Origin of the sequence: Streptomyces sp. NPDC006393 (assembly GCF_040628575.1) — a bacterium.
Lineage (GTDB): Bacteria > Actinomycetota > Actinomycetes > Streptomycetales > Streptomycetaceae > Streptomyces.
This window is the reverse complement of sequence record NZ_JBEXZD010000129.1, coordinates 1-22,157: the sequence shown is the minus strand read 5'-3', so window position 1 is coordinate 22,157 and position 22,157 is coordinate 1. Positions and strand designations below refer to the sequence as shown.

Sequence of the window (22,157 nt, the reverse complement as noted above, 5' to 3'; positions counted from 1 at the left end):
ACCAGCACCCCGTTGAGCCCGGTCACCGCGAGAAACCGCCGGTCGCCCAGCCCACGTGGCAGCCAGGTGCGGCGTGCGGACACGGCGGAGCCGCGCGCCCGGCAGGGCACCGCCACCGTGCGCAGCAGCAGCGCGGCCACGACATAGGAGACGGCGTTGCCCAGCAGCATCGCCCGGAACGCCCACAGCTGGTGCACGGCGATCAGCGGCGTGGCCAGCAGCGCGCCGAGCGCGTAGCCGACATTGCGCACGGTACGGATCCGGGCCATGGCACCGACCTGCCCGCCACCGCCCGCCAGGTCCGCCACCACCGCCTGGATCATGGGCGGCGCGGACCGCTCGGCCATCGTCACCAGGCAGCACACCGCGGCGAAGGCCAGCGGCCCGCGTACGAACGCCAGCGCCGCGAACGCGGCCGCCAGCCACAGCTGGAGCCCGATCAGCACCGGCCGGGCACCGCACCGGTCGGCCAGCAGCCCGACGGGCACCGTGGCGAGGAACCCGGCGCCACCCGCGAGGGCCAGCCCCAGCCCCAGCTGCGCCGGGGTCAGCCCCACGCCCTGCACGAAGTACACCGTGCCGCCCGCCAGATACAGCCCGGTCCCGAGCGAGTCCAGCAGGGAGACCACGGCGAACACCCGCCCGGCGCGCCCGCCGAGGCCCGCGCCGCTCGCGCCGGCCGGCCTCATGAGAGGTAGAACCCGTTCGTCTCCAGCGCGCGCAGCCGCTCGTAGTCCTCCCGCACCGCCGACGCCGAGTCCGCCGTCAGATAGACGAAACCGGGGGAGGAGGCCAGATCCACCGTCCGCCGCACCGGCCCGCCCGCGGACACCCTGCTGACCAGCCCGTCGAACGTCTCCAGACGCCGCAGCTTCTCCCGCCACGTGTCCGAGGCGCACCGGCCCTCACGGTCACTGATCAGTGAGACCCAGCGCACCGCCCTGGACCAGCGCACCGCGGTGTCGTCGAAGGCGGCGAAACCGGCCGGATCGACCAGGGACAGCGTCAGCAGCCGTACCTGCGACATGCCGGAGTACCTCAGCGACACCTCCGGCAGCACCCCGCCGCACAGCCGTGCCCCGGTCTCCAGCAGCACCGGGCCGGCGGCCGTCATGCGCAACTCGCTGTGCCCGGCGCCGTCGCGGATGCCGAGCGCGGAGAGCACCTGCCGGACATAGGCCACCGCCGCGACGGCGGCCGGTGCGTCACAGGACAGCGGCTCCTGGAAGTCGTACAGGCACGAGCCGTCCGGGCCCGGCAGCCGTGCCGAGCGCCACACCTCGACGATCTTGTGATCGCCGTCCCGGGAGACGGAGTTGACCAGGTACTCCTCGCCGTCGAGATAGTCCTGCACCAGCGCCGTACGGTTCGGCTCGCCGAAGAAGTCCGGCGCGTCCAGCACCGCACGGCAGGCCGCGGCCACCTCCGCCCCGGTGCCGCACACCCACACGTTGTCACTGCCCGCGCTGGACGCCGGCTTGACCACCACCCGGCCGCCGGGCCGGCCGGCGAACCAGGCCACCCCCTCGGCCGGGTCGGACACCGAGACGTCCTCGGCGGCCGCCAGGCCGGCCGCGCGCAAGGCCCGCGCCATCGCCGGTTTGTCGCGCCGCGCCGTGGCCAGTTCCGGCCGGTTCCCGGGCAGCCCGAGCAGTTCGTTCAGCCGGTCGGCCAGCAGCACCCCCGACTCGGTCCCGGCCACGACCCGGCTCACACCCAGCTCCGCCAGCGCCGCGGCCGCCTCCTCGGGCCGGGGGAACCAGCCCAGGTCACGATGGTAGGCGGACGGGTCGAACGCCCGGACGTACACCGCGGGCGGATGTTCCTGACTGCGCACATGCACGCAGGAGGCTCCGGCCCGGCCCAGGTCCTCGACCAGGAAACGGGCGGTCGAGTAACCGTCGACGATGCCGATTCTCATGCTGGTGTCCTTCGTCGGGAATGGGGCAGGGCGGATGTCGGGAACGGGGCGGGCGGGCTCAGGGCAGCAGACGGACCGTGACGGTCTTGGGCCGCTGGTACTCGTGCAGGGCGAGGACACTCAGGTCGGTGCCCTGGCCGGAGCCCCGGCGCCCGCCGTGCGGGAGTTCGGCCGTCTGCACCAGATGGCAGTTGACCCAGGCCTCACCGGCGTCCAGCCGGCCCGCCAGGTCCAGCCCGCACGTCACGTCACGGGTCCACACACTGGCGGCGAGCGCCTGAGGCACACCGTGGGCGATGTCGAGGGCGTGCTCCACGTCCCGGGCCGGCTGCACGGTCAGCAGCGGCCCGAAGACCTCCTCGACCAGCGCGGGACTGTCCTCGGGCAGATCGGCCAGCACCCGCGCGCCGCGCCAGAACCCGCCCTCCTCGCCCGCGGCCGTCGCCAAGCCCGCGGTCACGTCGTGCTTGGCGCCGGAGGCACCGGCTATGCGGTCGTAACGGTCCGCCTGGGCCGGGTTGTTGAGCGGTCCGAAGTCACGTCCGGCCAGCCGCTCGGACATCGCCCCGGTCAGCGACGTGACCGCCTGCTCGTAGGCGTCCCCGACCGCGATCACACGGGCCGGAGCCGCACAGCTCTGCCCCGCGTTGTACACGCAGGCCGCCGCGACATCCGCCCATGTCTGCCGGGGCGCGTCGGGCAGCACGATCACCGGGCTGTTCCCGCCGAGTTCCAGGCTGACCGGCCGTGTCCCGGCCCGGGCGGCGACGTCCGCGCCGGCCGCCGCACTGCCGGTGAAGGCGATCATGTCGACGTCGGCGCCGACCAGCAGCCGTCCTGTCTCCCGGTCGCCGGGCACCGCCCGCAGCACCCCCGCCCCGAGCGCTTCCTCGGCGTGCTCGGCCAGCAGGACCAGTGCGTCCGGTGTCGTCTCGGCCGGCTTGGCGACCACACAGTTGCCGGCGGCGAGCGCCGGCGCGCACCGCCAGGCGGCCATCATCAGCGGATAGTTCCACGGCACGATCGCGGCCACCACGCCGACCGGCTCCCGGCGCACCCAGCTCTCGTGGCCGCCGATCAGCGACCCGGCCGCCGGGGAGCCGCTGGTCCTGGCGGCCCACGCGTAGAAGCGGAACAGGTCGGCCGCCTCGGCGACCTCCCCGGACGCCTCACCCGCCGGCTTCCCGGTGCCGGCCCGCTCCCGCTCCACGTAAGCCCCGGCGTGCTCCTCGATCAGGCCCGCCAGCCGCTCCAGCCGGTGCGCGCGCTCCTTTGGAGTGAGGTGCCCCCAGGCGGCGAAGGCCCGCCGGGCGCCGGTCACCGCACCGGTGACGTCCCCCTCCCGGCCGGGGGCGAGCCGCCCGCGCACCCGGCCGGTGCGCGGGTCGACGAGCGGCAGCGCGGCAGCGGCGCTCACCGGGTGGTCCGGGTGGCGCAGTCGCGGCACGGGCAGTGCGGACAGTCCAGACCGTGCAGCCGCTCCGGCACGACGGCGCTCACGTCGCAGATCAGGCAGGTCAGGTCGCCGTCGGGGGCGATGACCTCCTCGTAGGGCACCGGCGCCATGCGGTCCTCGGCGTCGATCTCCTTGTGCGGCGAGCCCACGGCCACGATCACATGGTCGGTGACGGCGCCGACCGCGTGCGGCACCTCGCCCTCCACCAGATAGACCTGGCCCGCCCGCGTCGGGTACACGCGGCCGTCGTAGGTGATGGTGCCCTCGCCGCCGACGACGATCAGGATGTGGTGGCCGGGGTGGGTGTGGGGCACGAACCCGGTGCCCGCGGGCAGTCGTATCACGTCGGCGCCCACCGAGCCGTTGGTCACCAGCGCCTGACCGGTCGCCGGGGAGCCGTGCACGTCGACCGGCCGCGGGCCGTGGTCGATGTCCAGGCGGGTGGAGCCGTCCCCGACCAGGCTGGTGGCCCAGTCGACGATGTTCAGCCGCTGCGGCGCGTCGGCCGTCGTGGCTGCGGAGCGGTGAGCGTGCGTGGTGAGCATGCGGACTCCTTGAGGCATCGAGTGTCAGGCATCGGGAAGGGAGCGAAAGGGATGCGGCCCGGCGGGACGGGGCCACCGGGCGGCGGGGGCGGCGCGCGTCAGAGGGGCGGCCTCCCGCCCCAGACGACACCGCCCAGGTCGTACGGCCCGGCGCGCAGGGCGGAGAAGCCCAGGTCACCGAATCCGGCACCGCGCAGCAGGTCCAGCCACTCCCACCGCGTGCGGAAGCCGCCCCGGTCCCACCAGCCGTCGAAGAGGCAGAACAGGAAGTCCAGCGCCCACGGAGCACCGTCGGCGGTGGTGGGACTCGCCCCCTCCGCCAGCACCAGACGGCCGCCGTCCACGAGCAGGGCGCGCAGCCGGCGCAGCGTCGCCGCCTTGTCCGCCACACAGTGCACGACGTTGGTGGCCAGGATCGTGTCGAACCCGCCGAGCCCCGCCGGCGGCTCGGCATCCAGATCGAGGACGACGCCCCGGCCCGGCCAGGTGCCGCGGGCCACCAGTCCGGGCAGCCGGTCCGACCACACGAAGTCGCCGTCGACCGCACCGGCGACGCGGGAGGTGGTGTTGCCCACCCCGGAACCCACCTCCAGGACCCGCCCGGTCAGCAGGCCGCCGGCGGTCAGGACCCGCGTGATCAGTTCCGGGTAGCGGTCCATGGGCCACTCGGTCATCAGCCGCTTCCACAACCCCGGGTGGCGCCGCATCAGGTCCTCGCCCGAGCACGCGCCCGCCGCGAACTCCGGCCAGCCCTCGACCAGCGCGTCCAGCGCGTCGTGCGCCGCACTGCGCGCCGGCGTGGCCTGCGGCTCCCGCGGCCCGGCCCCGCCCACCGCGGCCGCCAGCGCCAGCGCCTGGCAGCGCAGGTGGGCGGACTGGGCGGTCGTGGGCCGTACGGGGCTGTCGACGACGGCACGCGCGGCCGCGGCGGCGTAGCGCAGCAACTCCTCGTAGCGCCGCGCCCCGTCCCGCAGCGCGGCCAGCCGACGGCCCATCGCCGCACGCCGCGGCTTGCCGGTGTCGGTGGCCAGATATCCTCCGGTCCCGGCCGCGACGGGCCGCGGGAAACCCCCGTCGTACACCGCCCGCAGGCCGGCGGGCGACGCGTCCGGCGCGATCAGTCCGAACTCCTGCCCGTAGGCGGGTTCGTCCACCGCGACCGCCACGATCCGCCCCTCCAGCCCGCGCTGCCGCCAGCGCTGCTCGATCTGAAGCGGGTGGTACTTCTCACCGCCGCGGTTCACCCGGTCGTCGCGCCGGCCCCTCAGGACGAGGAAGCCGTCCCGTTCCTCCCCCATGTCGCCGGTGCGCAGCCAGCCGTCGTCGGTCAGAACACGGGCGGTGGCCTGTGGGTCCTCCCAGTAGCCGCGCATCCGGTCCGGCGTACGGATCCACACCTCCCCGTCCTCCAGGCGCAGCTCGGTGCCCTCCAGGGGCAGCCCCACCGGCGGCTGCCGCGCGATGTACTGCTCGCGGAAGCCCGCGGTGTCCAGCAGCGGCATGACGAAGCTGAAGTTCACCGCCTCCGTCAGCCCGTAGCCCTGACGCAGCCGGGGCCCGTAGGCGTCGTGGAACCGGCGGGCCAGCTCGCTGGTGAGGGGCGCGGCGGCGGTGATCAGGTACTCCAGGCTCTCCGGCCACTGGGGCCGGGCCCGCACCAGTTCGTGCAGCAGGGCCGGTGCGATGGACGCCGTACGCGCGCCGGCGGCCTGGAGCTCCTTGAAGTACCGGGCCGGTTCGAAGGGCTGGGAGACGACGAGCGGTGTGCCGGTGGCCAGGGTCCCGGTCAGCGACATGACGATGGCGTTGCAGTGGTACAGCGGCAGGCAGGTGCCGTGCGGCCGGTCGGGCGAGAAACCGTGCAGACGGGCGGTCTTGAGCGCGTTGCCGAGGATCGCGTCCCGGCCGAGCTTGACCCCTTTGGGCCGCCCGGTGGAGCCCGAGGTGAACATGACGTAGGCGAGCCCCTCGGCCTCGGGATGCGCGGGCCGGCCGGCCAGCTTCCGGGGCGTGAGGGCGGGACCGTCGAGCACGAGACAGGCGCCCACCCGCCCGGCCAGCTCGGCCAGCTCCCCGTCGGTGCACTTCGCGGAGAGCGGCACACTGACGAGCCCCAGCTCGAAGCAGGCGGTCAGCGCCTCGGCCAGCCCCTGCCCGCTGGGGCATCGCAGCACCACGCGGGCGCCCGCCTCGAGCTCCGCCAGCACCGGCCGCCATGCAGTCATCGGTACATCAACCTCTCTGAGCCGAAGGTCAGGAACCGAGGACCGGCGACGGTGCCGCCGTCCCGGCCGGAGTGTGCGGACGACACCGCAGCCACCGCGGCAGCCGCTCGGCCAGATACCGCCCGTACGGCACGTCGATGCGCTGCCCGCCCGACGTCTGCAACCCGGGCGGCCCGGTCAGTTCCCGGTCACCGATCACGCAGTACAGCGGTTGCCAGTCACGGCGCAGCCGGCCGATCCTGGCCCGCACCGGCCGCCGGAACTCCAGGTCCACGGCCGTGCGCACCTCCTGTGTCCACAGGGAGCCGGCCAGCTCGTACGCCCGGCCGGCGTGCTTCTCGGCCAGCGGGACGAACACGACCTGCACGGCGGCCAGTTCCGCCGGTATCTCCTGTGGTCCCAGGCCCGCGAGGCCCCGCCCGAGGACCAACGGCATCATCCGCGAGCCGCCCATGGCCACACAGGCGTGAATGATCACGGGGAACTCCCCGTCGTCCAGCCGGATCCCGAACCGGGGCGCGTTGATCTCGTCCAGCTGGATGTTCTGGAGCATGACCGCGTCATAGCCGGAGGAAACGAGAATCCCGGTCTTCTGCGCATAGTATTTCGGATGCGCGGGCAGCCGCCGTACCACCGTGATCCCGGCCGCGCTCTTCGCCGCCCGGCTGTAGAAATCGTCGGTGTCCTGGGTGGTGCCCACCACCGAATCGAGAACGTGCACATAATCCCGGCCGAACCAGAAAGCAGTGGATTCGGCCGCCAGGCCCAGTGCGTGCAGATACTGTTCCGCAGCGGATTCCGGAGCGGCCAGGACGTGCACATCGGGCACCGTGAACTGCCGCCGGCGCTGAATGTTCGTCTCACCCGACCGGAACCGGCGGAACACCGGCTGCGGGCTGTACATCGCGTACGGCAGCCGGGCCCGGTCCAGCGTGGTGTCCCGCAACCAGGAGAACAGATTGGGGTCCGCCGCGTAGCTCAGCCGAAGCCCGCCGCCCTTCTCCGTCAGCTCGAACATCCGCCGCTGGGCCGCGTAGTCGGCGGTCAGCTCGGTCATCGCCGGACCCGATCCGTCGAAGACGAGCGGGAAATGCACGGGATGGACGTCCAGCGCGGCCAGGTGCGGGGCGTTGAAGGCGTCCACACCCTCCTCGAAGACGGCACCCCGGGGCAGCGTCGTCAAGAACCCCCGCGGCATCCCGCGCCGGCTGACCAGCTCCAGCGTCTCCGCGGTCCGCATCACCTCGTCCCGCGCGCAGCGATGCTCCGGATCCCCGTCGGCCAGCATGCGCAGCGCCGAGTTCCCCGGATCGAGAGAGGCCAGCACGTTCCTGTACCCGGCTTCCGGCCCCTGCCAGAGAAGCTCACCGGAGTCCCCCAGAATCCGGACGTCGACGACCTGCCCCATGGATCCCTCCTCCGGAACACGAGACACCGGGTCACTGAGACCGAGAGGCTAGGAGGGAATCCCCGGCAACGGCCAACGAACTGAACCGAGCCTGGACCGGAACTCAAGGAGTTCTCTCCCCCTGGGCCCGCTCCCTCCGGTCCTTCCGTACTCTCGCTGCACGCGGACTGGAATCCCGCTGGAGCCGCCATGGGACACGGTTGCCCACCGGACAGGATTCTCCTAACTTCTCTCCAGACTTCCCGGGAGAACCGAACGCCGGTGGGGTTTCGACACAGGAGGCGGAAATATGGCCGTCACGTCTTCGCGCGCACCCGAGGAGATCCTGCGGCCACCGGTCCGTCTGGCCGCACTCGTCGACGACACGGACACCTTCCACGGCGAGGCCTGGGGCGTCACGAGCGCGTTCCTGCCGTCCCGTTTCCCGCCCGGCCTTCTGACCCGCGACGGGATCAGGTCCCGCATCGGCACCGGCCTGCCCGCCCTCCCGTGCACCGGCGCCGTCCCCGAGGACACCGGCGCCGCCCCGGCACACCCGCCCACCCGCGCCCGGGCCACCAGGAACGGCACCTTCCGCCTGGACCACGCCGAGCAGCACGAGACCTGGATCGCGGACCTGCTCACCAACCTGGCCGAGGACCTCGGCACCACCGTCCGGGCGACCCTCGTGCTCGGCGCCGCCGACCCGGTCCGCCGCGCGGCCTTCGCACCGGACACCGCGACGGCCCGCAGGCGCGTCCGTCACACACCGGAGCACCTGTTCGTCCTCCAACTCGACGGACAGACCCGCTGGAACACCACGGACCCCGAGACCACCACCGCCGGCGAGGAGGACCCCCGGGCGACGGTCACCCTCGCAGCCGGTGACGCCCTCTACCTCCCCCCGGGCCACCCGTACACGGCCACGGTCCGCCCGGGCGGCTCAGTGCACCTGTTGCTCACCGCCGAACAGCACAGCGCCCGGGCGGTAGCGGCCCGCGCGGTCACCGGCTTCCTCGGCACCACGGCCGCCCACGCCGCCCCGGGAACCTCCCCGTCCACGCTGCACCACGCACGCCTGGCCTGGCTCCGAGCGGGCCTGACCGGCTATCTCCCACCGGCCGAACTCACCGAACTCCTCCACACGCCGCGAACACCCGCGATTCCTCACGGAGAGGTCAAGCGGCCAGGGTGACGGACGGTCACAGGTCACCGCACGTCCCCGGCCCGAGAGGATCAGGATTCGAGAAGCCCGGGCAACGGGCCCGCGGCTAGCGTGAGGCCATGGACCTCACCACTCAGCCGCACGGCGTGAGGGACCGCGCGTTCCCTGATCCGGCGGGCACCCCGGCCCGCGGACAGGAGCTGCGCCCCGGCACCGAGCAGGGAGGGGCTCTGCCATGTGTCACCCCGCTTGGCGGCAGGCGCGGATCGCCGCGCAGCGCCTGCTCGACCTCGCGCGTCTGCGCCGCGTCCGCGACCGGATCGGCCGGCAGTACACGCGGCCGCTGGACGTCGAGGCCCTCGCCCGCGACGCGGGCATCCCGCCCGGCCTGCTCGCCCGGCAGTTCCGCGACGCCTACGGCCAGTCGCCGTACGCCTATCTGATGACGCTCCGCGTCGAGCACGCGATGGCCCTGCTCCGGCACGGCGAGGGCAGCGTGAGCGAGGTCTGCCGCGCCGTCGGATGCCCGTCGGCGGCCGCGTTCGGCGCCCGCTTCACCGAGCTGGTCGGCATGGAGCCCGGCGTCTACCGCACCCGCGCGGCCCTCGGCACGACGGAGCTGCCGTGGCACGTGACGGCGCCGGTGCCGGTATCGAGCAGGAATGAAGAAGCCCCGGCGAGCACGGCGCGGCTAGCGTGATCGTCATGACTTCCCTCGCATCCGTCACTCTGGAGGTGGCCGACGCCACGGCCGCCGACCGCTTCTACTCCGCCGCGTTCGGACTGGGTTCGCAGGTACGCCTGCGGACCTCCGAGACGCCGACGACCGGCTTCCGCGGGTTCACGATGTCGATCACCGTCTCCCAGCCGGCCGACGTCGACGGCTTCGTCGCCTCCGCCCTCGAGGCGGGCGCCACCACGCTGAAGCCGGCCACGAAGTCCCTGTGGGGCTACGGCGCCGTCGTCCAGGCCCCGGACGGCACGATCTGGAAGATCGCGACCTCGTCGAAGAAGAACACCGGCCCCGCCACCCGGAGGATCGACCAGCTCGTGCTCCTGCTGGGCGTCGAGGACGTCAAGGCGAGCAAGCAGTTCTACGTCGAGCAGGGCCTGTCCGTGGCGAAGAGCTTCGGCGGCAAGTACGTCGAGTTCGCCTCCGACGACGACGCCCCCGTCAAGCTGGCCCTGTACAAGCGCCGGGGCCTGGCCAAGGACGTCGGGGTGCCCGAGGACGGCAGCGGCTCGCACCGGATCGTGCTCGGCGGCACCACCGGGGCCTTCACCGACCCGGACGGCTTCGCCTGGAAGCCCGCCCCGGTGACGTCCACACCGGCCTAGGACCGAACGCCGTGCGGGGAGACATCCCCGCGTGAGAAGTGCACATCGAATTCCGCCAGGGGGAGGAACAACCACCATGAAGCGCACGCAGTCGTCCGCCGACAACTCCGGCTCGGCCGCCGGGAAGCACGAGGGCTTCACCGCCGAGGAACGGGAGGCGATGAAGGAGCGGGCCAAGGAGCTGAAGACCGCGCGACGCGGGTCCAAGGGGGACCCGGAGGGCGAGGTGCTCGCGAAGATCGCCGAGATGCCGGAGGCGGACCGGGTCCTCGCCGAGAAGCTCCACGAGATCGTCAAGGCCAGCGCCCCGGAGCTCACGCCGAGGCTGTGGTACGGGATGCCCGCCTACGCCAGGAACGGCAAGGTCCTGTGCTTCTTCCAGAGCGCGCAGAAGTTCAAGTCGAAGTACGCCACGCTCGGCTTCAGCGACCAGGCGGCGCTCGACGACGGCGCGATGTGGCCGACCTCCTACGCCCTGACCAAGCTGACCGCCGCCGAGGAGAAGCGCATCGGCGCCCTCCTCAAGCAGGCGGTGGGCTGACGGCCGGCGCCCCCTCCCGGGCCGGTGCCCCTGGCACGGTTGCCGCAAGCAGGCAGCGAAGGGCCCCGAGGGCCTCGGCCGCAGGCCCGCCGGGACGGTGTGTCAGATCATGGCGAGCCGGTCCACCAGCAGCTCCACCCTCGGCTCGGCGTACTCGGGCAGCAGGCGGCCCGCGCGGGTCAGGGTGGCGAGCCCGTGCAGGGACGCCCAGAACACCTCGGTGAACAGCCCCGGGTCGATGCCGTTCCCGGCGACCTCTCCCAGGCTCTCCATCAGCGCGGCGAAGGCGTCCTTCAGCGGCTCCGGGGTGTCCTCCTGCGCGTACGCCAGGCCGCCGTCGAGCTGGAAGATGGCGTCGTAGACCGCCGGGTTGCGCTCGGCGAAGTCGAGGTAGGCACGGGCCAGGGCGGCGACCCGCTCGCGCGGGCCGTCCGCGCCGGCGGTCGCGGCGCGCACCGCCACGGCCATCTCCGCGGCGCCCTGGAGGGCGACGGCGCCGATGATCTCGCGCTTGCCGCGGAAGTGGCTGTAGAGGACGGGCTGGCTGTACTCGATGCGCTCGGCGAGCCGGCGGGTGGTGACCGCGTCCCAGCCCTGCTCCTCGGCGAGTTCGCGGGCCGCCGCCACGATGAGGCGTTCGCGGCTCGCCCGTTCACGCTCCTTGCGTTCCTTTACCGACATGCACCGATCCTAGCACCGCTAGACAATCGAGCGCCAGCAGCGCTAGCGTTGCCTTACTGCCTAGCAACGCTAGCACAGCGGGAGGGATCGCCATGCTCAGCACGCTCGAAGTCGTCACCACCGTCGTCGTCGGCCTGATGGTGGGGGTGGAGTTCTCCGTCGCCTTCATCATGAACCGGATCCTGGACGCGCTTCCCGAGGACAGCGGCCAGCTCGGCCACGCCCACGGCGGCCGGATGCTCGGCGCCCTGATGCCGTTCTGGTACGTGGGCTCGCTCGTCCTCAGCACGATCTGGGCCGCCGCCGGACGGCACCACCACGGCACCGGCCTCGTCGTCACCGCCGCCGGCCTGCTGATCGTCAGCGTGGTGATGTCGGTGCTGCTGCTCGTCCCGATCAACAACCGGAACAAGACGTGGACCCCCGACAACCGGCCCGCCGACTGGAAGCAGCAGCTGCACCGCTGGAACCGCTACCACTACGTCCGTGTCGCCGTCCTCATCGCCGCCTTCACCCTGCTGGTCGGCGCCCTCACGTGACACCACCGCTGCCTCGGCACGCACGACCGTGGCCACTCCCCGAGCTGTCTCGTACGGTCCCGGTCGACGCCGCACTCGACCGAGACCGCGGCCCGTCCTTGGTCTTATGCACCGGCCGGAGCCTGGACCGACACCGACCCACCCCTCCTCCCCCTCGCTCCCGCACGATACGGCCGCCATCCACCCCGGCCCCGAAGACATCGTTCCCGTGCCGGTGCCGGTGCCGGACGTCGTCGCACGCTCCCGGGGTTCCTTCGCCCACGCCTGAAGCGACCGAGCACCTGCCATCCGATCGACACAAGCCCCGGAACACGGACAAGTCACCGCGCCGCCTGCATCGACTCCTACCCCTTCGCCACCTCAGCCGAAGCCAGCCCGCCACGACGGCGGGGCAGTCAACCGGTCAGGCGCGCGTATGCACCTGTGCCCCGGACGGAGCCCAGCCAAGGTTCCCGGTTGTTGCCTGCGTCCCCGGCCAATTGCGGCCCGCAGACAGCTGATTGACGCGCCCGACACGCCCGAGGACCGCCGCTTGCGGCGGCCCGCAGGGCCGACCCGTACGGCGCGGCACATATGGGCCTTCCTTCACGCTATAAGAAGGCGCAGCCCCCGCAGACCTCTGACCTGCGAAAACGCCCGATCTGATCCGATCCGGGGATCGGGTAACCCGATCCGGGGATCGGCATTGCCGACTCCAGGATCGGGTTGACCCGACTCCAGGATCGGATCAACCCGACTCCAGGATCGGGTCGATCCGATCCTGGAGTCGGATCGCTTAGCAATATGCACATGTCCTCACCGCGCATCGATCCGATTCCGCAGTCGGATCACTTAGCAATGTGGTAATGCTCTTCCTGGTAAGTGATCCGCTCCCCGAGTCGGATCGGTTACCGCCACCGCATCGACCGAGAGAGACGGCCATCACATGGCAGAGCAAGCGCGGAGAATCCTCGCGCTGGTCGACCAGGACACAGGCGAGTTCGAGGAGGTGCAGCGCGCCAACTATGCCTTCGACGGCGCCCACATCAACGTAGGCATCCGCAAGGGCCGCGAGCTGGCCTCCGCAGCCTCGGGCCTGACCGACCGGGAGTTCCGCGTACTCGTGTGGTACTGGTTCGCCACGGAGACCAGCGAAGAGGCCATCATGCGAACGGGTGCAGATATCGCGGCAGAACTCGGCATGAGCTCGGATGCTCTGGCAAGAGTGGTGAAAGTACTCAAGAAGGCCCGCCTGCTGGTGGAGGCGGGCGGGTTGGGGCGGACCACCTTCTACAGGTGCACGCCATACCTCGCCTTCATCGGCACCGGTTTCGCACACCGGGAAGCGGTGAAGGACTGGAACCCGCCAGAGACCAAGGTGCGCGAGCCCCGTGACCGGCGGCGCCGGAAGAAGGACGAGGCCTGATGAGGATTCAGGATGCGGAAGACGTTCAGTACCTGCTCAGGAAGACTGGGCGCGTACTGAGCCCCAATCAGCGGATCGTCGTGATGCTGTACGCCTCCTCGGAGCAACGGCCGGACGGCACCGTGATGATCAAGGCAAGCGAGCTGGCCGCCACAGCGGGGATGACGCCACCGGTGCTGTCCCGTACCCGGAAGGAACTGGTGACGGCCGGCTGGATGGAAGAAACCGGCAGCGTCGGAAGTGTGAAGCTGTACCGCCTCACTCCGGCGATGTTCGAGGACCGAGGCGTCGCCGGACGGCACCTGCGCGCCGTCGGCAGCTAGAGGACCGTATGGCGAAGCGACCCGACTCCTGAGTCGGGTCGCTTCGCCATACGAGGACGGGCCGGCTCGGCACCCTTCTGCGTATGTGCCGCCGCCTTCGGTGCCGGGGATCACACCGTTGCCTGAGTGTGCCGAACTGTAGGATGGATCGTATGACGACACCGAAGGCCTCGGGGTCCACCCGGGAACGCACCAGCATCACCATGGAGGCGGACCTCATGCGCCGTGCCAAGGCGGCCGGTCACGGCAACCTCTCCGCCTACGTGGAGAAGGCCGTGCGCGAGAGCCTGCTCAGCGACGCCATGCTCGAGGTCCAGCGCATCCGCAGCCTGGACCCCCTGGACGACGTGTACGACGCCGCCGAGGCGGACGCCGCGTGATCGAGGTCCTGAGGGGGGCGGTGTGGCGTGTGCCCACCGTAGGCCGGGAGCGCACGGTCCTGGTCGTCCAGCACAACCAAGTGATCAAGCTGCATCCGGGAGGCATCGCCTGCCTGATGGTCCAGGAGGTCGAGGACGCCCGCGACACCCTGCTCACGGTTCCGATCGAGCAGCCGGTGCGTGGTGTCGTCATGGCTTCTGACATCAGCCAGTTCCGGCCCCTGCGGTTCGAGCAGGGCAAGCTCCTCGGATACCTGAGTCCCACGGACCTGGAGCGCGTGGAGACCGCACTCCGCGCGGCGCTCGACCTGTAGTCCTCCGTCGTCTTCCGCGCGTTCCTCGTCGCCGCCCGCGTCGAGCGGTGGACGAGCACCCAGCGCCCTTCGAGCTCCCGGGCACGATCGATCATGGCGCGACCACGGCGACGAGCCGCACCCGCTATTACCCGGTAATAGATGCCGGGTCGTCAGCCGCGCCGGGCGCCGCGCCGTGGGCCGCCTGCCGCACCCGCTATTACCCGGTAATAGGTGACGGCCCGTCAGCCCCGCTGCGGGCTGCCCGCCGCACCTTCCATTACCCGGTAATGGGCGTCGGGTCGGCCGCCGAGCCTCGGCTGCCCACCGTGGCGGTCATTACCGGGTAATGGCCCACCCGAACAGGTCAACTTTGCCTAACTAACGCGCCGATGCATTGAAAGGATCTTGCGCGTTAGTAAGGTAGCCCCATGAGTTCTCCAGCCACGTCCGGCGACCGCGAGAAGGTCGTCTCCAAGCTGCCGGGATGGCTCCGGCAGAACCTGAAAGTCAGGGCCGCCCAGTACGGCATCGAGATCCAGCAGGCCGTCGAACAGGGCATCAGCGACTGGTGCCGCCTGGCGTCCACCCCCGAAGGAGTCGACACCGCCGGCGCCGACTCCTTCTCCACCTTCCTCCCACAAGGCCAGTGGGACGAGTTCCGGCGCCTTGCCAACGAGCGCGGTGTCTCCCTCACCCAGGGCCTCGCCCAGTCCGTGAGGCTGTGGCTGGACATCAACCCCTCGCCCGAAGTCGAACGGCCCGCCATCACACGACGCCTCATCGTCTGCAACCAGAAGGGCGGGGTCGGAAAGACAGCCATCACCGCCGGCCTGGGTGAGGCACTGGCGGAGGACTCGGACCAGCTCTACCCCGTCCGTGTCGCCAAGCAGCTCCGCGACGCCCTGCGCGCCGCCGACGACGGCCAGGACGCCGACGAGCGCGACGGGGACCCGCTGGACGTGGAGAACCTGCCCGGCCTCGGGCTGCGGATCCTCCTCGTCGACTTCGACCCCCAGTGTCACCTCACGAACCAACTCGGTGCCGCTCCGCTGCCGATGGACGGTGACAGTCTCACCAACCACATGGGCGGCACCCCCAAGGGCGACCTCCGCGACCTCATCGTGCCCATCGAGCCCGAATCGTTCGGCGACCGCCTGCACCTGCTGCCCGCGTGCAACGACGCTTTTCTCCTGGACGTCCGTCTCTCCAGCGTCCGCGCCCGCGAAGCCGCCCTGGAACGAGCTCTCGCCCCACTGGAAGGCGCCTACGACGTCATCATCGTCGACTGTCCGCCCAGCCTCGGCCTGAGCATGGACGCGGCCGCCTACTACGGCCGCCGCCGCGACGGCGAGGAACCCGGAAAGTCAGGCACCCTCATCGTCGTCCAGGCGGAAGACAGCTCCGCCGACGCCTACGACCTCCTCACCAGCCAGATCGACGACCTCTGCGGCGACCTCGGACTGGTCCTCGACTACCTCGGCCTCGTCGTCAACCTCTACGACGCCCGCCGCGGCTACATCGCCACCTCGTCCCTCCAGGGCTGGGTCGACATAAAGGATCCCCGCGTGGTCGGCCTCATCGGCGACCTGAAGGAGCAGAAGGAGGCAGTCCGCGTGAAACGGCCCCTGCTGTCCTATGCGCCTCGCTGCCAACAAGCCGTCAGCATGCGTGCACTCGCACGGGAGATCTCATGAGCAGCAAGGCCAGCACGCTGGGAGCAGGCCGGTTCGGCAGCAAGACGACCGCTCCCGTGAGCGCACGGAGGCAGGCCGTCGCCGCGGCCACCGGCGTCCCCACCGACGGCGTGGCACCTCCTACGAGGCTGCCCGTCGACCGGATCAGCCTCAACCCGGACAACCCCCGCTCCCAGCTCGGCGACCTCACCGAACTCACCGGAAGCCTCCGTGAGCACGGGCAGAAGCAAGCCATCACGGTCATGAACCGGGACGCCTACGTGAAGGCGAACCCGGCCCGTGACAACGAGCTGGAGCCCAGCACCACCCACGTCGTCATCGACGGCAGCAGCCGCCTCGCCGCGGCCCGCGAAGCCGGTCTCACCCACATCAAGGTGTGGGTGGACGACGACCAGGGCGCCGACTCCGAAGCCCTGCTGGAGTCGGCGCTCGTCGCCAACATCCACCGACAGGACCTCGCCGAGCTCGACGAAGCGCGCGCCCTTGAGCGCCTGATGGCCATCTACGGCTCCCAGTCGGCTCTGGCCAAGAGGCTGCACAAGTCACAGGGCTGGGTGTCCCAACGCCTCGCACTGCTGAACCTGACACCGGAACTCCAGGCGAAGATCGGCGAGGAGTCCATCAAGCTGCTGCGCGCAGTGGGCAACAAGCCGCCCGAAGAGCAGGCGACTGCCCTTGAGGCACTGAAACGGCAGCAGGCCGAGAAGGAGGCCGCAAGGGGGCAGGCCGGGAAGCACGCGTCAAAGCGCCAGCCGGAGACCCTCACGAACCGAGCCGGCCATTACCCGGTAATAGAGCCCGCCTCGGGGACCGGAGAGCCTTCCACCCATTACCCGGTAATGGAGCCCGCCTCCGGGACAGGAGAGCCTTCCACGCGTGAGGCAGGTTCCACCGCAGTACACCCGTCCCCGACTGCGGGGCTCCCGGACAGGATCCCCGAGCCCCGAGACGTTCACACGGACGCGGTCGAGCAGCCGCTGAAGCGGTTCCCCTACGAGGACGGGCCGCTCGCCGCCCAGCACCTGATCCGGAAGATGCCCGCCGCGGCATTCGACGCGATGCTCGAGCTGCTGCTGGAGCACAGGACGAAGCGGGCGGACAAGACGCGTTGACCCACGGTGGCGGGCACGACGAGGTCCCTGCGGGGGGAGGGGGCAGTCCGTCGAAACCAGGCCCGGCATGCGGCGTGTGCCGCGTCACGCGGACTGGCGAGAGCGACCAGCGGGCCGGATCTGGATGTTCGCTCCAAGGTCGCTCGAGTCGCTGCCGCCGACGACGACCCGACGGCAGCGACTGAGGAGGAGCGACCGGACGGGGTTTGGGTCGCTCTCGGTCGCTGGGAAGAACCAGCAGGTCAGAGTGGGTACTTGGACGAATCAGCGACTGAAGCGACTCAAGGTGCGGGTATATGAGGACATTGGCGCGCGTGTGCGCGTGCGCGTGTGTGCGTCATATATAGAGACCTAGAGTCGCTTCAGTCGCTGTTCTTGTGGCCTCACCCCTGTGACCTGCGGCTTTGCGCAGCGACGTACAAGCTACCGAAGAACCCCCGGTCGCTCTCTCCCGCTCGCTTCGGTCGCTGGGCCCGGTCCGCCTCAGCCGCCCGACCGCCCGCTTCCCGTCGCATGACGCTCCGACGGCCGAATCTTTGTTCTCTCAGGGGCCTCTCCCTGCCCACCCGCTTCGCTAGTCTGTCCCCGTCGCTCAGTCGCTTGGGTCGCTGAGGGGGGTGCGGATGGCCTCTGAGCTGCGGAACCCTCATAGCCCTGCACCGCGGCAGGCTCCCGACGGACGGTCGCTGGCCATCGCGCGCTGGTGTGCCGGGCGGGGATGGCCCGTGCACCCGCTCGCTCCGGGACGCAAGACCCCGGCGGGCAACTGCGACGACTGCCGGGCTCCGGGGCACACCCACCGGGGCTGCGGCTGCCCCGCGGCCGGCCGCTGGTGTCACGGCTTCCACGCCGCCACCCTGGACTACGCCCGCATCGAACAATGGTGGGGCGGCGCCCCGCGACTGGGCGTCGGGATCGCCTGCGGGCCCGCCGGTCTGGTGGTGCTCGACATCGACGCGCACGAGCGCCTCCTGCCGCAACGGGACCGGCTGCTGCCCGGGATCCGGATCGCCGCGAGCGTGGACCTGACCGGACTGGCCGACGGCTTCCACACGATCGGCGTGCTGGCCGCTCTGCGGGGCGCCGTCAGCCCCGCCGACGACGAGACCACCCTGCGCGTCCGCACGCCCTCCGGCGGCCTGCACGTGTGGTACCGGGACCGTCCCGGGCACCGCTGGCAGTGCTCCACCGGGTCGGGCGCCCGGGCGCTTGCCTGGCAGGTCGACGTACGGGCGCACGGCGGTTACATCGTCGCCCCGGGCACCGTGACCGAGGCCGGGGCGTACGAACCCATGGGCGACGTACGGGAACCCGCACCGCTGCCCGGCTGGCTCGCCCGCGAACTGGAGCGCACCGGCCATCTGCCACCCGCGCACGTCCCGGCGCCCCGGCCGGTGCCGCCACGGGCCCGTCAGGCGGTCCTGGCCGCCGGTGGAGGCCAGGACGCCACGAACCGTGTCCTGACCCCGTTGCTCGCCGACGTGGCCGCCTGCGCCGCCGTACCCGAGGGCGCGGCGTTCTCCGAGAAACTGAACCGTGCCTCGTACACCGCAGGGGGACTGGTGGCCGCCGGCCGACTGGACGCGGGAGAGGCGGAACGGGTGCTGCGCGAGACGGCCGAGCTGGCCCGCCCGGGTCAGCAGCGGCGCTGTGCGGCCATCATCCGCAGCGGCCTGAACGCGGGCGGGCGGCGCCCTCTGCATTTAGGAGACCGTGCATGACGCCGGGGGACGACGGCACCCTCTTCGACCCGCAGGCGGTCGCCGCGCAGATCCTGCTCGCCCAGCCCGAACGGCAGGCCTGGCCGGACGGCGCGAACGGCCGGGGCCTCGGCACACCGGACGGCCGGGAACCGGCCCCGCCGGGCGCAGCCACCGCCGACGGGCTGCTGCCGGACACCCTCAGCGACCGCGGCAACGCCAAGCTCTTCGTCAAGCTGTACGCCAACGACTACCGGCACGTCCCCGGGCTCGGCTGGTTCCGGTGGGACAGCACGCGCTGGCTGATCGACGAGGACGACACCGTGATGTGGGCCGCCGGCGACCTGGCCGAGTCCCTCGCCACCACCGACCCGCGCGGCCACTTCAGCACGTCGGCGCTGCAACAGCACCGCCGGCGGGCCCTGAGCACCAGCGGCATGAACGCGATGCTCACCCAGGCCAGATCCGCGCCCGGCATGGTGCTCAACGCGGCCCTGCTGGACGCCGACCCGTACGCGCTGTGCACCCCGGGCGGCGTCGTCGACCTGCGCACCGGCGCGATCCGCACGCCCGATCCCGACCGGGACTTCCACTCCCGGTCCACCGCCGTGGCCCCGGAGCCGATGCCCACACCGCGCTGGCACCGGTTCCTCACCGACACCTTCGGCGACGGGCCCGAGGGCGTGGAGATGATCGGCTTCCTGCACCTGCTGCTCGGCTACTCCATCACCGGTGACGTCGGCGGGCAGGTGATGCCCTTCCTGTTCGGCTCCGGCAAGAACGGCAAGTCGGTGCTGCTGGACGTGCTGATGAAGCTCCTGGGCGACTACGCCGACGCGGCGCCGCCCGGGTTCCTTATGGCCCGCCCGTACGAGGGGCATCCCACGGACCTCGCCGAACTGCACGGCCGCCGTGTCATCGTGTGCAGCGAGGTCAAGCCCGGGGACCGGTTCGACGAGGCCCGCGTCAAGCTGCTCACCGGCGGCGACCGCATCAAGGCCCGCCGAATGCGCCAGGACTTCTTCAGCTTCGCGCCGACCCACAAACTGTGGCTGCTGGGAAACCACCGGCCCGAAGTCGGCACGGGTGGCTTCGCGTTCTGGCGCCGGATGCGGCTCATCCCCTTCGAGCGGGTGGTGTCCGACGACCACAAGATCGACAATCTGGCGGACATCCTGGTCACCGAGGAGGGGCCGGGCATCCTCAACTGGCTGATCCTGGGCGCACGCCGCTACCTGGCGGGGGAGAAGGACCTGACGGGCCCCGAGCGCGTGCGCATCGCCACGACCGTCTATGCCGAGACGGAGGACCACACCGGCCGGTTCCTGGGTGAATCATGTCGGCTCGAGCCCTCTCTGAGGGCCGAACAGGCGCAGCTCTACGCCGCCTACAAGACCTGGTGCCAGAATGAGGGGGCCCCGGCCGTCTCGTCCCGGGCCTTCGCGGCGCGGGTCCGTGAGGTGGTGGGACTGGCCTCGCCCAAGGAGATGATCCTGTCCAACCAGCGGAAGTACTACCCGGGAATCGGCCTGGTCGTCGCCGACGAGGAGACAGCTTGACTTCCTCCCCCACGCAGAGGCGGGGGACTCCAGCGGTCGCCCGCTGGGGTTCCTGCTTCACCGACCCCGCTTCACCTGCCGCGTCGCACCTCGCATCCCATCAGTTTCCCTGTAAGCAACGGCGTCGACCGGAGGTTGGTGGACGCCGAATCGCCCTGACGGCGACTCGGCCAACCCTGCCCAGCTCCGCAGGAGTCCGTTTCCTTCCCGGCCCGAAGACCGGGGTATCCACGGAGGAATCCCGATGAGCGCCCTCATCGCAGAGGACGAGATTCTCCACGAGGCCGAACTCGTCTGGCTGGAGGACATCACCGCGCTCGACTACGTCCGGCAGAGTCTGGACCGGCTGCCGACCCGTCGCGGCAAGCCCGCCTACCACCGCGACGGGCGCATGGTCGGATACGCGTTGCTCGGGCCGCAGGCCAAACCGTCCCGGTCCTCGGGCACCTTCCGCCGCCGGGTCTTCTGGCTGCTGCCCCACGACCGCGACACCGCCCCCGAGGGCCTGTACGCCACCGGCGCGCCCGCGGAAGCAGTGGACCCACGCACCCTCGCCCCAGGCAGCAAGGGACGCAAGACAGAACGCTCGGAGGGCGGCCCGCTGTCGCCCGCCGTACAGGAACCGGGCAACGCGCTGCCACTGTGAGCACGGGCCGGCCAGCAGAATGCGGAAGTACTGGTCGGGCTCACAGAATGGGACGCCATTGTGCCGGAAGCGGTGAAATCCTTGTGCACCGTCCGTCTTCAAAGACCTTGACCCTGTATTTTCGGACCTAAGAATCCGGTATTCTTGACTCACCAGAAGTGTCCTGCGCTTGAGGTTCCGTCAATCACCGCAGACCGAGGAGACAAGGGTGCCGGAGAGGAATATCGATTTCGGCAAATACGGGGCTCGTGGCATCAAGGGGCATGAGGCCGTGGCCCGTCGGCTCGACGCGCTCGCCGGCTTCATCGCCACCCCCATCACCACACGCCGTGGCCTGCTCGCACGTCTGCACTACCTCACCCGCACCGACCACGCCCGCGCCGCCGCCCGCGAGGCCGGCCTGACCGTCACCGACCGCACCCTCAAGGCGTGGCTGGACGGCAAGCGCAGCCCTTCGAAGAAGAACCTCGACCGTATTGAAGCGGCCTATCGGACCGTGCGCCGCCACAATGTCGCCCGCTACCTGCTCGCGCGGCTCAACCGTGAAGGGCGCGGCACCCGCGTGGAGTTCCACCCGCTCAACCAGTCTCAGGTCGACCGGCCCCGTCAGCGTGTGGTCTCCTACCGCACGGTCAACGTCCGTCACTGGGATCGCGTCATCGAAGCCTGGGCCAATGATGATGAAGGGGCCTTGGACGACGCCTGGATCAGCGATGTGGTGGTGGACCTCGGCTCCGAGTGGGGTCAGTACGAGTACGTGACCAGCATCGGCTTCGCGGCCTGAATCAGAGGATGGCTGGAGCACTTGCCGGGGCTGCGCCTTCGCCTTCGCCTTCATTCGCCTTCGCCCTCTCCTTGGTCTTGCGCTTCGCCGCGAGCTGGTCCTGGTACGTCTGGGCAGCCTGCCGGTCGGATTCTTGGCTCTGGATGATGGAATTGGAGGAATTGAGCGGGTTCAGTTCGGGGTGCGGGGGAGGGTATTCGAGGAATTCGTTAGCCGTGATCTAGTTTCTGACGGGGTGTCAGCATCCCCTCTGGTCCTTTCGCCCCGGCCCCTCCTACCCGCCTAGCTGCGTTTTTCAGGAATTCGCGGAGCGAATTCCTCCCTGGAATTGCGGAGCAATTCCAGGTCCCGGAACGGAGTGACGGGAGAGCCAGGTGATCAGCCGATGTAAGGCTCGGGCCGGTCGGCCATGCCGTGATCGATCCGCATGCGCATGGACGGGTGGATGTTCAGCTCGTCC

At 70.9% G+C, this 22,157-nt stretch carries 22 protein-coding genes; 15 read left to right on the top strand and 7 right to left on the bottom strand.

Features of this window, described 5'->3' with window-relative positions; genetic code table 11:
• The 6 genes from ABZ484_RS33840 to ABZ484_RS33815 form a co-directional block, all read right to left on the bottom strand.
• Positions 1 to 689: MFS transporter (locus ABZ484_RS33840; protein ID WP_358869781.1), on the bottom strand; the 689-nt coding region annotated here is incomplete at its 3' end.
• Positions 686 to 1,921, bottom strand: coding sequence for an ATP-grasp domain-containing protein (locus tag ABZ484_RS33835; protein ID WP_358869780.1), 1,236 nt, complete (start codon positions 1,919 to 1,921; stop codon positions 686 to 688). The genes ABZ484_RS33840 and ABZ484_RS33835, both read right to left, overlap by 4 nt.
• Before the next feature lie 58 nt (positions 1,922 to 1,979).
• Complete coding sequence (locus ABZ484_RS33830) at positions 1,980 to 3,338, bottom strand: aldehyde dehydrogenase family protein (RefSeq protein WP_358869779.1); 1,359 nt, start codon at positions 3,336 to 3,338, stop codon at positions 1,980 to 1,982.
• Complete coding sequence (locus ABZ484_RS33825) at positions 3,335 to 3,922, bottom strand: cupin domain-containing protein (RefSeq protein WP_358869778.1); 588 nt, start codon at positions 3,920 to 3,922, stop codon at positions 3,335 to 3,337. The genes ABZ484_RS33830 and ABZ484_RS33825 overlap by 4 nt, the downstream gene beginning before the upstream one ends.
• 98 nt (positions 3,923 to 4,020) lie before the next feature.
• Positions 4,021 to 6,147 (bottom strand): AMP-binding protein, encoded by a 2,127-nt coding sequence (locus tag ABZ484_RS33820; protein ID WP_358869777.1) that lies wholly within the window; start codon positions 6,145 to 6,147, stop codon positions 4,021 to 4,023.
• A 28-nt stretch (positions 6,148 to 6,175) separates the two neighbouring features.
• Complete coding sequence (locus ABZ484_RS33815) at positions 6,176 to 7,555, bottom strand: hypothetical protein (RefSeq protein WP_358869776.1); 1,380 nt, start codon at positions 7,553 to 7,555, stop codon at positions 6,176 to 6,178.
• A gap of 289 nt (positions 7,556 to 7,844) precedes the next feature.
• On the opposite strand from ABZ484_RS33815, the gene ABZ484_RS33810 reads away from it, so the two are divergent.
• The 4 genes from ABZ484_RS33810 to ABZ484_RS33795 all read left to right on the top strand — a co-directional run bounded on the left by ABZ484_RS33810 (position 7,845) and on the right by ABZ484_RS33795 (position 10,578).
• Positions 7,845 to 8,729: a hypothetical protein gene (locus ABZ484_RS33810; RefSeq protein ID WP_358869775.1), complete on the top strand. Its 885-nt coding sequence runs from the start codon at positions 7,845 to 7,847 to the stop codon at positions 8,727 to 8,729.
• Between the two features lie 205 nt (positions 8,730 to 8,934).
• Complete coding sequence (locus ABZ484_RS33805) at positions 8,935 to 9,399, top strand: helix-turn-helix transcriptional regulator (RefSeq protein ID WP_358869774.1); 465 nt, start codon at positions 8,935 to 8,937, stop codon at positions 9,397 to 9,399.
• 5 nt (positions 9,400 to 9,404) lie between these two features.
• Complete coding sequence (locus ABZ484_RS33800; protein ID WP_358869773.1) at positions 9,405 to 10,037, top strand: glyoxalase; 633 nt, start codon at positions 9,405 to 9,407, stop codon at positions 10,035 to 10,037.
• A 76-nt stretch (positions 10,038 to 10,113) separates the two neighbouring features.
• The gene (locus tag ABZ484_RS33795) at positions 10,114 to 10,578 is read left to right on the top strand and encodes a DUF1801 domain-containing protein (RefSeq protein WP_358869772.1); all 465 of its coding nucleotides are present in this window, start codon (positions 10,114 to 10,116) and stop codon (positions 10,576 to 10,578) included.
• A 102-nt stretch (positions 10,579 to 10,680) separates the two neighbouring features.
• Here the strand turns inward: ABZ484_RS33795 and ABZ484_RS33790 are convergent, their stop codons facing one another.
• Positions 10,681 to 11,259, bottom strand: coding sequence for a TetR/AcrR family transcriptional regulator (locus ABZ484_RS33790; protein WP_358869771.1), 579 nt, complete (start codon positions 11,257 to 11,259; stop codon positions 10,681 to 10,683).
• 92 nt (positions 11,260 to 11,351) lie between these two features.
• Between ABZ484_RS33790 and ABZ484_RS33785 the strand changes: the two genes are divergently transcribed.
• The 11 genes from ABZ484_RS33785 (at position 11,352) to ABZ484_RS33735 (ending at position 21,697) form a co-directional block, all read left to right on the top strand.
• On the top strand, positions 11,352 to 11,798 hold the full coding sequence (locus tag ABZ484_RS33785) for a DUF1772 domain-containing protein (RefSeq protein ID WP_358869770.1): 447 nt from the start codon (positions 11,352 to 11,354) through the stop codon (positions 11,796 to 11,798).
• A 925-nt stretch (positions 11,799 to 12,723) separates the two neighbouring features.
• On the top strand, positions 12,724 to 13,203 hold the full coding sequence (locus ABZ484_RS33780; RefSeq protein WP_358869769.1) for a helix-turn-helix domain-containing protein: 480 nt from the start codon (positions 12,724 to 12,726) through the stop codon (positions 13,201 to 13,203).
• Complete coding sequence (locus ABZ484_RS33775; RefSeq protein WP_358869768.1) at positions 13,203 to 13,526, top strand: replication initiation protein, RepL2; 324 nt, start codon at positions 13,203 to 13,205, stop codon at positions 13,524 to 13,526. Before ABZ484_RS33780 ends, ABZ484_RS33775 begins: the two co-directional genes overlap by 1 nt.
• Positions 13,527 to 13,678: 152 nt before the next feature.
• Positions 13,679 to 13,906, top strand: a complete 228-nt coding sequence (locus tag ABZ484_RS33770; RefSeq protein ID WP_358869767.1) for a type II toxin-antitoxin system CcdA family antitoxin — start codon at positions 13,679 to 13,681, stop codon at positions 13,904 to 13,906.
• On the top strand, positions 13,903 to 14,220 hold the full coding sequence (locus tag ABZ484_RS33765) for a type II toxin-antitoxin system PemK/MazF family toxin (protein ID WP_358869766.1): 318 nt from the start codon (positions 13,903 to 13,905) through the stop codon (positions 14,218 to 14,220). Before ABZ484_RS33770 ends, ABZ484_RS33765 begins: the two co-directional genes overlap by 4 nt.
• 410 nt (positions 14,221 to 14,630) lie before the next feature.
• On the top strand, positions 14,631 to 15,896 hold the full coding sequence (locus ABZ484_RS33760; RefSeq protein WP_358869765.1) for a ParA family protein: 1,266 nt from the start codon (positions 14,631 to 14,633) through the stop codon (positions 15,894 to 15,896).
• Positions 15,893 to 17,008 carry a ParB/RepB/Spo0J family partition protein gene (locus ABZ484_RS33755; RefSeq protein WP_358869764.1) on the top strand — a complete coding sequence of 372 codons (1,116 nt, stop codon included), beginning with the start codon at positions 15,893 to 15,895 and terminating at the stop codon, positions 17,006 to 17,008. Before ABZ484_RS33760 ends, ABZ484_RS33755 begins: the two co-directional genes overlap by 4 nt.
• 623 nt (positions 17,009 to 17,631) lie before the next feature.
• Entirely contained in the window at positions 17,632 to 18,729 is a 1,098-nt protein-coding gene (locus ABZ484_RS33750; RefSeq protein WP_358869763.1) for a bifunctional DNA primase/polymerase, read from the top strand.
• Positions 18,726 to 20,267 (top strand): phage/plasmid primase, P4 family, encoded by a 1,542-nt coding sequence (locus tag ABZ484_RS33745; RefSeq protein WP_358869762.1) that lies wholly within the window; start codon positions 18,726 to 18,728, stop codon positions 20,265 to 20,267. The genes ABZ484_RS33750 and ABZ484_RS33745 overlap by 4 nt, the downstream gene beginning before the upstream one ends.
• Positions 20,268 to 20,511: 244 nt before the next feature.
• Positions 20,512 to 20,913 carry a DUF6009 family protein gene (locus ABZ484_RS33740; RefSeq protein ID WP_358869761.1) on the top strand — a complete coding sequence of 134 codons (402 nt, stop codon included), beginning with the start codon at positions 20,512 to 20,514 and terminating at the stop codon, positions 20,911 to 20,913.
• 208 nt (positions 20,914 to 21,121) lie between these two features.
• Positions 21,122 to 21,697 (top strand): transcriptional regulator, encoded by a 576-nt coding sequence (locus tag ABZ484_RS33735; RefSeq protein WP_358869760.1) that lies wholly within the window; start codon positions 21,122 to 21,124, stop codon positions 21,695 to 21,697.
• Positions 21,698 to 22,157 lie beyond the last annotated feature (460 nt).

Excerpts from the sequence above, each read along its gene's own strand:
- ABZ484_RS33775 (WP_358869768.1), top strand. The coding sequence starts at position 13,203 with ATGAGGATTCAGGATGCGGAAGACGTTCAGTACCTGCTCAGGAAGACT.
- ABZ484_RS33760 (WP_358869765.1), top strand. The coding sequence starts at position 14,631 with ATGAGTTCTCCAGCCACGTCCGGCGACCGCGAGAAGGTCGTCTCCAAG.
- ABZ484_RS33750 (WP_358869763.1), top strand. The coding sequence starts at position 17,632 with ATGGCCTCTGAGCTGCGGAACCCTCATAGCCCTGCACCGCGGCAGGCT.
- ABZ484_RS33745 (WP_358869762.1), top strand. The coding sequence starts at position 18,726 with ATGACGCCGGGGGACGACGGCACCCTCTTCGACCCGCAGGCGGTCGCC.
- ABZ484_RS33820 (WP_358869777.1), bottom strand. The coding sequence starts at position 6,147 with ATGACTGCATGGCGGCCGGTGCTGGCGGAGCTCGAGGCGGGCGCCCGC.
- ABZ484_RS33805 (WP_358869774.1), top strand. The coding sequence starts at position 8,935 with ATGTGTCACCCCGCTTGGCGGCAGGCGCGGATCGCCGCGCAGCGCCTG.
- ABZ484_RS33785 (WP_358869770.1), top strand. The coding sequence starts at position 11,352 with ATGCTCAGCACGCTCGAAGTCGTCACCACCGTCGTCGTCGGCCTGATG.
- ABZ484_RS33825 (WP_358869778.1), bottom strand. The coding sequence starts at position 3,922 with ATGCTCACCACGCACGCTCACCGCTCCGCAGCCACGACGGCCGACGCG.
- ABZ484_RS33810 (WP_358869775.1), top strand. The coding sequence starts at position 7,845 with ATGGCCGTCACGTCTTCGCGCGCACCCGAGGAGATCCTGCGGCCACCG.
- ABZ484_RS33835 (WP_358869780.1), bottom strand. The coding sequence starts at position 1,921 with ATGAGAATCGGCATCGTCGACGGTTACTCGACCGCCCGTTTCCTGGTC.
- ABZ484_RS33755 (WP_358869764.1), top strand. The coding sequence starts at position 15,893 with ATGAGCAGCAAGGCCAGCACGCTGGGAGCAGGCCGGTTCGGCAGCAAG.
- ABZ484_RS33815 (WP_358869776.1), bottom strand. The coding sequence starts at position 7,555 with ATGGGGCAGGTCGTCGACGTCCGGATTCTGGGGGACTCCGGTGAGCTT.
- ABZ484_RS33740 (WP_358869761.1), top strand. The coding sequence starts at position 20,512 with ATGAGCGCCCTCATCGCAGAGGACGAGATTCTCCACGAGGCCGAACTC.
- ABZ484_RS33795 (WP_358869772.1), top strand. The coding sequence starts at position 10,114 with ATGAAGCGCACGCAGTCGTCCGCCGACAACTCCGGCTCGGCCGCCGGG.
- ABZ484_RS33780 (WP_358869769.1), top strand. The coding sequence starts at position 12,724 with ATGGCAGAGCAAGCGCGGAGAATCCTCGCGCTGGTCGACCAGGACACA.
- ABZ484_RS33800 (WP_358869773.1), top strand. The coding sequence starts at position 9,405 with ATGACTTCCCTCGCATCCGTCACTCTGGAGGTGGCCGACGCCACGGCC.
- ABZ484_RS33790 (WP_358869771.1), bottom strand. The coding sequence starts at position 11,259 with ATGTCGGTAAAGGAACGCAAGGAGCGTGAACGGGCGAGCCGCGAACGC.
- ABZ484_RS33770 (WP_358869767.1), top strand. The coding sequence starts at position 13,679 with ATGACGACACCGAAGGCCTCGGGGTCCACCCGGGAACGCACCAGCATC.